This window comes from Chamaesiphon polymorphus CCALA 037, from assembly GCF_003003845.1.
Lineage (GTDB): Bacteria > Cyanobacteriota > Cyanobacteriia > Cyanobacteriales > Chamaesiphonaceae > Chamaesiphon > Chamaesiphon polymorphus.
Map to the genome: position 1 here is coordinate 1 of NZ_PVWO01000238.1, position 8,619 is coordinate 8,619.

At 42.7% G+C, this 8,619-nt stretch carries 9 protein-coding genes and 1 pseudogene; 1 reads left to right on the forward strand and 9 read right to left on the reverse strand.

Annotated elements, in window-relative coordinates:
- From C7B77_RS17275 to C7B77_RS17315, 9 genes are all read right to left on the reverse strand, one after another.
- Positions 1-567 (reverse strand): acyl carrier protein phosphodiesterase (locus C7B77_RS17275; protein WP_106307482.1); only part of this gene is annotated, 567 nt, incomplete at its 3' end.
- Between the two features lie 104 nt (positions 568-671).
- Entirely contained in the window at positions 672-1,103 is a 432-nt protein-coding gene (locus C7B77_RS17280; protein WP_106307455.1) for a hypothetical protein, read from the reverse strand.
- A 38-nt stretch (positions 1,104-1,141) separates the two neighbouring features.
- Positions 1,142-1,495, reverse strand: a complete 354-nt coding sequence (locus C7B77_RS17285) for an ATP-binding cassette domain-containing protein (protein WP_181243902.1) — start codon at positions 1,493-1,495, stop codon at positions 1,142-1,144.
- Between the two features lie 144 nt (positions 1,496-1,639).
- The gene (locus C7B77_RS17290; protein WP_146138372.1) at positions 1,640-2,206 is read right to left on the reverse strand and encodes a hypothetical protein; all 567 of its coding nucleotides are present in this window, start codon (positions 2,204-2,206) and stop codon (positions 1,640-1,642) included.
- A gap of 172 nt (positions 2,207-2,378) precedes the next feature.
- Entirely contained in the window at positions 2,379-3,833 is a 1,455-nt protein-coding gene (locus C7B77_RS17295; protein ID WP_106307461.1) for a TolC family protein, read from the reverse strand.
- A 37-nt stretch (positions 3,834-3,870) separates the two neighbouring features.
- Complete coding sequence (locus tag C7B77_RS17300) at positions 3,871-4,332, reverse strand: hypothetical protein (RefSeq protein ID WP_146138373.1); 462 nt, start codon at positions 4,330-4,332, stop codon at positions 3,871-3,873.
- 55 nt (positions 4,333-4,387) lie between these two features.
- A complete protein-coding gene (locus C7B77_RS17305; RefSeq protein WP_146138374.1) occupies positions 4,388-4,804 on the reverse strand; it encodes a hypothetical protein in 417 nt (138 codons plus the stop codon).
- 252 nt (positions 4,805-5,056) lie between these two features.
- A complete protein-coding gene (locus tag C7B77_RS17310) occupies positions 5,057-6,319 on the reverse strand; it encodes an ABC transporter permease (protein ID WP_106307470.1) in 1,263 nt (420 codons plus the stop codon).
- A 34-nt stretch (positions 6,320-6,353) separates the two neighbouring features.
- Positions 6,354-7,364, reverse strand: coding sequence for an efflux RND transporter periplasmic adaptor subunit (locus tag C7B77_RS17315; RefSeq protein WP_483862464.1), 1,011 nt, complete (start codon positions 7,362-7,364; stop codon positions 6,354-6,356).
- A gap of 94 nt (positions 7,365-7,458) precedes the next feature.
- Here C7B77_RS17315 and C7B77_RS31150 point away from each other — a divergent pair.
- Positions 7,459-8,548 (forward strand): annotated as a pseudogene (locus C7B77_RS31150) (IS5 family transposase); the annotation flags it as partial.
- Positions 8,549-8,619: the final 71 nt, after the last annotated feature.

Consider the following 8,619-nt stretch of genomic DNA (forward strand, 5'->3'; position numbering starts at 1 on the left):
GTGTTGGAGTTGGGGGAAGAATAGATTAAAATCTCGATCGAGGTTAAGATACTCTCGTTCTAAAATGGGCATGGCATCGACGAGCTTAATTCGATCGCCCATGCGGGCTTGGATGCGATAGTCGATTCTTTGCAAGGCAGTTTCGACACCAGATAAATACCGATAACTATTCAACCAATCGCCGTTTATCATGCGATCGATTACCGCTCTTGCCGATTGTGGAATCTCGTTAGGATAATCGCGAAAAGATGTGGATATTTCTGCTGTAAAATCAGTGAAGATCGTATCGGAATAGAGCGACCAATTTTTAACTAAAAAGTGATCGTAGATGACATCGATTAATATGCCAGCAAACTTACTATATTGTTTGTCTATTCTGTGCTTACTAATTTTGACAGTTGGATGAGTATCGGTAAATTTATCGATCGCGTAATGTCGATCGACACCTCGCCGCAACTGGAGATCGAGTCCATCTAGCTCTTTCCCTTTTACCAGATCGCCCAAGAGATTGCCCAGACGGTTTTCGACAGTTGGTTCGGAAAGTAAGATGTGCGCGAGCCAATTCATTGATTTTAGCGATCGATCGTTATCTACCATCTTAACGCTGGATCGATCGAATCAGTCGGAATTGTGGTTTACGTTGCACGTTTTGCTGGCGATTTTCACCAGTTTTAGGTCGGGCATATGAATTCGATTTCTTTTGATTTTTCAATTTCTCTAATTAATCCATACAATATTGCTAGTCGATAGTTCTTCCCTGGAAACAACACACTAATCATTCTATCTTTGTATACCAAAGGCGATTTGTTTATTAGCACCTGATAAATGGTGACAAGATCGCAAAATTTTTCAGAAACAATTTGACGATCGACTAGTTGTTTGAGTTGTTGAATCGCAATCCGAGTGAATTTATAACCGAATTGAATATCTGTCTCTTCTGGGCAGATAATCTTCAGACAATATTCTTCTCCTTCAAGAATGATATTTACCAAACACACACCATGTTTGTAACTACAGATCGACAAGCTTTCGACATCAAGCGCATAGCGTAAGATCTCGTGCAAATAGTTTTCGATTGAAGTATAATTAAAAATATTCATCATAAAGTATGTATATTTAAAATTCAACTAGAATAATAATCTCAGCCAACAATTAGACCATCTTGCATGACAATTTTGCGACGGGTTTGAGCGGCAATCTCTGGTTCGTGGGTAATAATGACGATCGTGATGCCTTGGGAATTGAGATTGTCAAATAACTTCATTACCTCTTGCGATGTTTGCGTATCGAGTGCGCCAGTCGGTTCGTCAGCTAATAGGAGCGCGGGTCGATCGAGACACCCAATAATATTCATTAATGTCGATTTGCCCGATCCAGATGCTCCCATAATTGAGATATAATCTCCCTCCGCAACGTACAAATTAATTCCTTTGAGTACCGGAACTTCCATTTCACCTAGCTGATAGGTTTTAATGATATTTTCCATTTCAATCATAAATAACACTCTGTGTTGTAAATACAAATTTAGTGAAGAAACATCGATTTTGAGTTTATCCACCTAGAAAACTATATTTCTTAGGTGGACAGTAAATATGTAATCGATCGAATCGTGAAAATCTTCGAGAACGATTTTATAGATCTAATAGTTTTTGCCAATACCAAACAGGATGCCGATATCAGCTTGACGATCGCTGATAAACCCAGCATTAATCCGTAACGTTCCAGTTAGACCAAAAGGTGTGCTGGCATCAATTCCACCCGTAACTAGGGGATTAACTTTGGTGCCATCTTCATAATGTACGATGATGCCCCCACCGATAAATGGAGTGAAAACGATCGGTAGATCGTTATTGGAGATCGGCTGATTGAATGTCAAGGCAACAGAGTTAGAAGAAACCGAACTACCAAATATTGTCATAGCACCATGTATCGCTAGATTATCAGTTAAAACATGCTTATTTAGTAAAGAAAAACTCCCTTGAGATAAAGAAGTAGTGCTTCCTTGAATGCCGATATTTCCGCCGAAGCCAAAATAGCTGCTTTGTTTTGGTGTTGGTGGGGTAGCGTCTTGCGGCGGTGGTGGAGCAGTTTCTGGACTTGGGGTACTGGGTTGAGCATTTGTTGCAGGAACATAGATCCAGCCAATTAGGGCAATTGCGATCGTATTTACCAACATCTGGGCAGATATCCGAGCGATAGGAGTCATATTGTTAAGGGTGTGGTGAATGTTGGTTGTAAGTTTGGCCGAGCTATTCGTGGCGATGTTCATCTATTTGCGTTCCTGAAGATTTAGTTGAAAGTTAGGCTGTATGTAGATAAACACTCGGTTTTCAACATCAAGTCCAGTCACGACTTGAATTCGATCTATTTGAGATCGATTACTCAACTAGCACCGTCGCTACGCGCAAACTGGCCAGAGCGCGATTGTAGTTCAGGATCGCGGAGATCCGATTACCACGGGCTGTAGCCAATTCGGTTTGGGCTTGGATGACATCAGTTTGAGTGCCAATGCCTGCTTGAAAGCGCAGACGGGCTAGTTTGAGACTTTCTTCTGCCTGTTGCAGCGATTGAGTGGCAGTAGTAATATTTTTTTTATTGGTACCCAGGCTGTAGTAGGCTCTTTCGATCTCAAACCGAATTTGATTGCGCTGAGTTGTCAACTGGTTTTCATTGATTTCTTGGTTGACTTTCTGCCTGTCAGAATTTGCTCTGGCAGCACCACCGTCCCAAAAACTCCAACTTAACTGTGCGCCCAGACTGTAGCTATCTTGGGCGGAGGTCGAATCAGTCAGGGTTTTGCCGAGATTGTAGTTAGCAAACAGACTCACCTGCGGCGAATCAGCAGCAGCAGCGATGATTTGTTGTTGCTCGCTAATGCTGCGGTTGACTAGTTGTTGCTGGATTTCTGGACGTTTTTTGTATGCCAACACGATACTGTCCTCTAGGGAATACCGCCAATCTCCCAATTCGCTCACGGCATCGGCGGCGGTAAATTCGGTATTATTATCGACACTGAGGATCTGGGCGATATTTTTGCGGGCGGTTTGCTGTTGCCCTTGGGCATTGACCAGATTTTGGTTGGCTGTCGCCAGTTGAACTTGGGCGCGCAGGATGTCAAATTTAGTGCCCGTACCAGCTTTTTCTTGGAGTTGAGCGTCGCTCAAGCTGCGCTTTGCGTCAGTTATCGAGGCTTGGTTGATGATGACTGAGGAATCGGCTGCTTGGAGATCGTAATAGGCAGTGGTGACATCGCCACGCAACTTTTGTTCGATGCGGAGCAAATCTAGTTTGCTAAATTTCACTTGCTCTTCAGCCGCCCGCACGCTGCTGCTATTGCGACCTGCATCCAAGATGCTATAAGTGGCTTGGAGTTGTCCTTGGATATTTGAATTGCTGCTAGTTGTTGTTTGAGTCCCAAAGATTACAGGCGATCCCTGATTTTGCAGCGTACTTGTCAAGCCTATTTGTAATGCTTGAGCGGCTTGTGCCGATCGAATTCCAGCGGTATCTCGATCGATCGCCAGCCGTGCCGCTTGGACATCACGATTATTCCGAAAAGCGATATCGATCGCCTCTTTTAAGGTTAAAGATTTTGTGTTGGTAATTTGAACGTCCGCACCTGTTTTGGGGAGGTTGAGATCGTTGTTAATCTTGCCTATATTGCTGGGAGTATTTTGAGCGAGGAGCATCGATCGAGCTGGTTGTAGTTGGAGATCGTCAGGATCGAGTATGCTTGCGGCGGCCATCCCACTCGCACCACTCAAAATCAAAGCTGAAATAGTACAAATTGCGTTAAATTGAATTGCTCTTAGTTTATTTAAATTAGTGTTCATCTTTCGCGATCGTGAATTTAATGTGTAAGTTATAAATTCAATTTAAAATTGGTAAAATAAATTCAATTGTCTTGAATTCCTTGATTTCCACAATCAATCCATACAGGATCGCCATCCGATAATTTTCATCAGTGAAAAACAAATTCAGCGATCGAAGATCGCATACCAAAGGTAATCGTTTGAGTAAGGTATTATATGTTGCTTTCAGTCGAATGAAGTCATAGGAGGTGATGTTTGTAAATCCTTTGCTGTGGAGTGAAGCGATCGCTGTATTGGCAAATTTATAACCAAACTGAGCATCGGCTTCGGTCGAACAAACAATCTCGATTTGATGTTCTTGCTTGGAAACGAGAATAGTTGCCAACCAAATATCATTTGGGCGATCTGCTAATGACACTTTGGCATAAGTATCGATCGATACCTTCTCTACGTCGAGTGAATATCTTAAAATCTCACAAAGATAACTTTCTATTGAGGCGCAATCAAAAATATTTATCATGGTCTAACCCTTGGCAGATTACCAGCAAGCAAAAAAATCATCTTTCCGCCGTCTATTAATAGTGCAGGATCTCACTCTGAATCTCTTGCAAAAGCTCTTTGTCGATCTGCATTTTTATCTCGTGAATTCGATCGAGCCAGTCGAATACAAACATGCAAGTTATCAGATCGGGATTGGCATTTTTAAATACAACTCGATACCGATTGGTTGCAATTTTCTCGATCCGTTGATATCTTCCATATTTTCGCTCGGCTTTTGCTTTAAAATTGTCTCGTTGTTTTTGAAGTTCGGATAAATTATTTATTTCCAAAGAGCTGGGTGTAAACCATTCTGACGCAAGTCGATCGGCAGTAAAAAATCTTTCGGCTGCTGTTTGTTGAGATACTTGTTTGTTATCGCAGACATTCAATGATGGCTGCATCATACAATTGAGGCTCAATACTATTAGCAACTGTGGGTAATTATTATTCATCGTTTGATTCCTAGTTGAACATCACAAACTAGTTATTTTTGACGACCCGATTGGATGTTTGCAATTCAGATTTAGCAGATATATCCAGACAATCCACATTTGCGATAGTATTCTCGTAATTGCACCATAAAAATTGTTTTTGATTTGATGCGTCTGGAGATCGAATTTCCGGTTCGATTGCCTAGTCGATAGCGAGCTTTGGTGATGTATTTTTTCTTCATAAAAACACGATCGAATCAATAATAAATTGTTTTAATCACTGCGCAATGCAACAATCGGATCGAGTTTGGCGGCATTTTTAGCTGGGATTACACCTGCTAATAATCCCACCGCAGTCGATAAACCAAAGCCAATTCCGATCGCATTACCCGAAACCACAAAAGCAAATTTAAATCCGGTAGCAGAAACAAAAGTAATCCCAATCCCCAAGATGATGCCGATCGATCCGCCGACGAGTGAAATGATGACTGACTCAGTTAGGAATTGAGTGAGAATCGCTCGATCTGTCGCTCCCAAAGCCTTGCGAATCCCAATCTCCCGCGTCCGTTCGACCACCGAAACTAACATGATATTCGCAATTCCAATCCCGCCAACTACTAGAGAGATACCAGCGATCGCGATAATCATCGTGGTTAGCAAACCAAAAATTGTATTGAATGTTTTGAGGATATCGGCTTGATTGGTAATCTTAAAATCATCGTTTTCAGGCTTGTCGATGTTGTGACGCAAACGCAGAATATTTGCCACCTGAAACTTGACTATTTCTAGTTGCGACTCATCGCGACCTTTGATGTAAATACCATTAATTGAAATCCCCATCAACGAATTATTGCCAACGATTCGCGCCGACATACTCGTCAGGGGAATATATACCGCATCATCGCGGTCTTGAGGGCCTTGAGAGCCTTTGACTTCCATCACCCCGATGACTTCATAGATTTCACCCTGAATCCGAATCTTTTCACCGATCGGATCGACATTAGCTGGAAATAAATTCTTCTGCACCGTAGGCGCAATTACCGCTACCGATGCCGCCGACTTTAGTTCTTCGGCATTAAAAAATCGCCCCATTTTTGGGAAAGTATTTCGCGCCTGAGAATAATTCAGATCCGTACCGTACACCGTCGTCGAAGTATTCTTCTCGCCATGCACCACCTGCGTATTCCGCTGTAAAAAAGCCGAAACAACCGTGGCTCCAGGTGCTTGTTCGGCGATCGCTTGCGCATCCTCCCAATTAAGCGTCGTCAAAGAACCTTGCCCTTGACTGACACCACCGCTTTGGGCAGCACCTGCCATCACTTGCAACACGTCCGTCCCCAATCCGCGAATGCTATCACTTGTTGATTTCTGGATCCCTTGCCCGATCGACGAAATCCCGATCGTCGAAGCAATTCCAATAATTACTCCCAGCATCGTCAAACCACTGCGGAGTTTATTACTCCACAAGGCTTCGATCGCCATCTCTGATATTTCCCAGGTCGAAACCCGATCGGAACGCTGCTTGAATAAAGCCATAATGTTAAGTTGTAGGTCGTGCAAAATATGAGATTTACTGCGGCGGACGTGGTAACGATAGACTCCCACCAGATTTCTGCTCTGCTGGCGGACTGAGTAGCACCTGCTCGTTACCTTGCAGCCCCGATTTCACCTCGGTTTGCTTGCCGACAGTCACACCCGTTTGGATCTGGCGAAATACAGATTTATTACCCTCGCCCAAAACGTATACTCCAGCTCCCTCAGCCTGTTTGACTACCGCAGCATTAGGCACGAAGATCGCATTTTCCAACTGACCCACTGCAAAATCAGCTTCCACATTCATCCCTGCTGCTAATTTGCTGGCTGTCGCAGAGTCAATAGACACCCGCACCTCAACACTAGTAACGTTTTGAGTCACTTTGGCTTGAGGGGCGATTTGCTCGACTTTGCCTGTAAATTTCTCGCCAGGAAAGGCATCGGCTTTAATCGTTACAGGCTGTCCTAATTTGACTTTGGCAATTTGCGATTCCGATAGATTGACGACTACTTGTTGCCGATCGCTAGTGAGCATCAAGATCGATGAAGAAGAGGCTGAAGCTCCCCCACCACCTGCCATAGACGGGCTGACAAAGGCACCTACATCGGCATATTTTTCCAGCACGATGCCATCAAAAGGAGCTAAAACCTTAGTTTCTTCGATCTGATTTTGAATCGTTTTTAAAGACCCTTGCGCCGCTTGCACTTGAGCGACGGCTTGGTCGATCTCTTCCTTCCGAGTGCCTGCCTTGAGTACCGCCACCGCTTGGACTTGTTGCTCGACTTTGGCTTTAGCTTGAGCGATTTCTTCCTTGCGCGCACCCGCTTTGATTAAGTTCAGAGCTTCCGCTTGCTGGGCGACCTTCGCTTGGGCTTGGGCAATCTGTTCTGGTCTAGTTCCCGCTTTTTGGAGGGCTAAAACTTGTTGTGCCTCCAGCACCTGATTTTGCGCGACATCTCGCTCGGCACGTTTTTGTTCTAGGGTTTGCCCCGAAATCGCCCCCGATTTATATAGGGCTTGCTGATAAAAGCCAAAACCCTTCCACAGAGGGAGATATAAGCTGTAAGAAGTTACTCTAGTTCAATGAAATCGGTTAAAATCAACTAAAATTAGTACAGATATCGACACATCAGTACATACAATGTATAAAAAAGTTGACCAACTCGAAACTGAATCAGAAAACTTTGAACTGCCATTTGGAGGTAAATTAGCAGAAGATAATCGATGGGTAATGATGGCAAAACTAATTCCTTGTCTTGATTCGCTAAACCGTCGGGGAACCCGACGAGCGCGAATCGCTGGACAGAAGTAGAAGAAGAATATGCTAAAAATTTTACAATCTTATTCGGAGCACCAGCCAAATCAAGTCGAATGGCACTAGGGGCCTTAATAATTAAAGAAAAGTTAGGAATAAGTGATAGAGAAACAGTCGAACAAATCAGAGAGAACCCATATTTGCAATACTTTATAGGACTAAAGAGTTATAGAAATGAGGCACCATTTGAAGCATCAATGATGGTGCATTTTCGACAAAGACTAGAAATGGATTTAGTCAACAAAATTAATAGCAAAATGTGTGAAGAAAATCGAGGAGAAGTAGAACCAGAAAAAAAGTCACCGTAGGTAGTGAAGAAAAAAAGAGTGTAAATCGAGGAAAGTTAATATTAGATGCGACATGTGCGCCAGCCGATATTAGGTATCCGACCGACTTAGGATTACTGAATCAAGCAAGAAAACAGACGGAAAAAATCATAGATATTTTTTATGATGGATTAGAAAAGAAGCCAATTAAGAAACCAGTAACTCAAAGAATAATAGCAAAAAAAGAATATCTAAAAATTGCAAAGAAACGCCGAGTTACACAAAAGCAAAGAAGAAAAGCGATTAAAAAGCAACTTCAATATATTGACAGAAATCTGGGGCACATAGAACAGCTACAAATGAGTGGTGCCAAGCTAGAGTCGCTGAATGACCAGCAGTATAAAATGCTGTTAGTAGTAACGACAGTGTATCAACAGCAGTTGTCAATGTATGAGAATAAACAACAGCGTGTTGATGATAGAATAGTGAGTCTAACGCAACCACATATTCGCCCAATTGTGAGAGGAAAGGCTGGAACGCCAGTTGAATTTGGAGCAAAGTTATCAGTCAGCTATCATAATGGATACGTGTTTATCGATCGATTAAGCTGGGATAATTTTAATGAATCTGGTGATTTGAAATCACGGCTCTTCATTACTTAGTATGCAAAACTAATAATTGTAATGCCAATTAAGCAGGCATCTATTTCTGAAGTTATCGA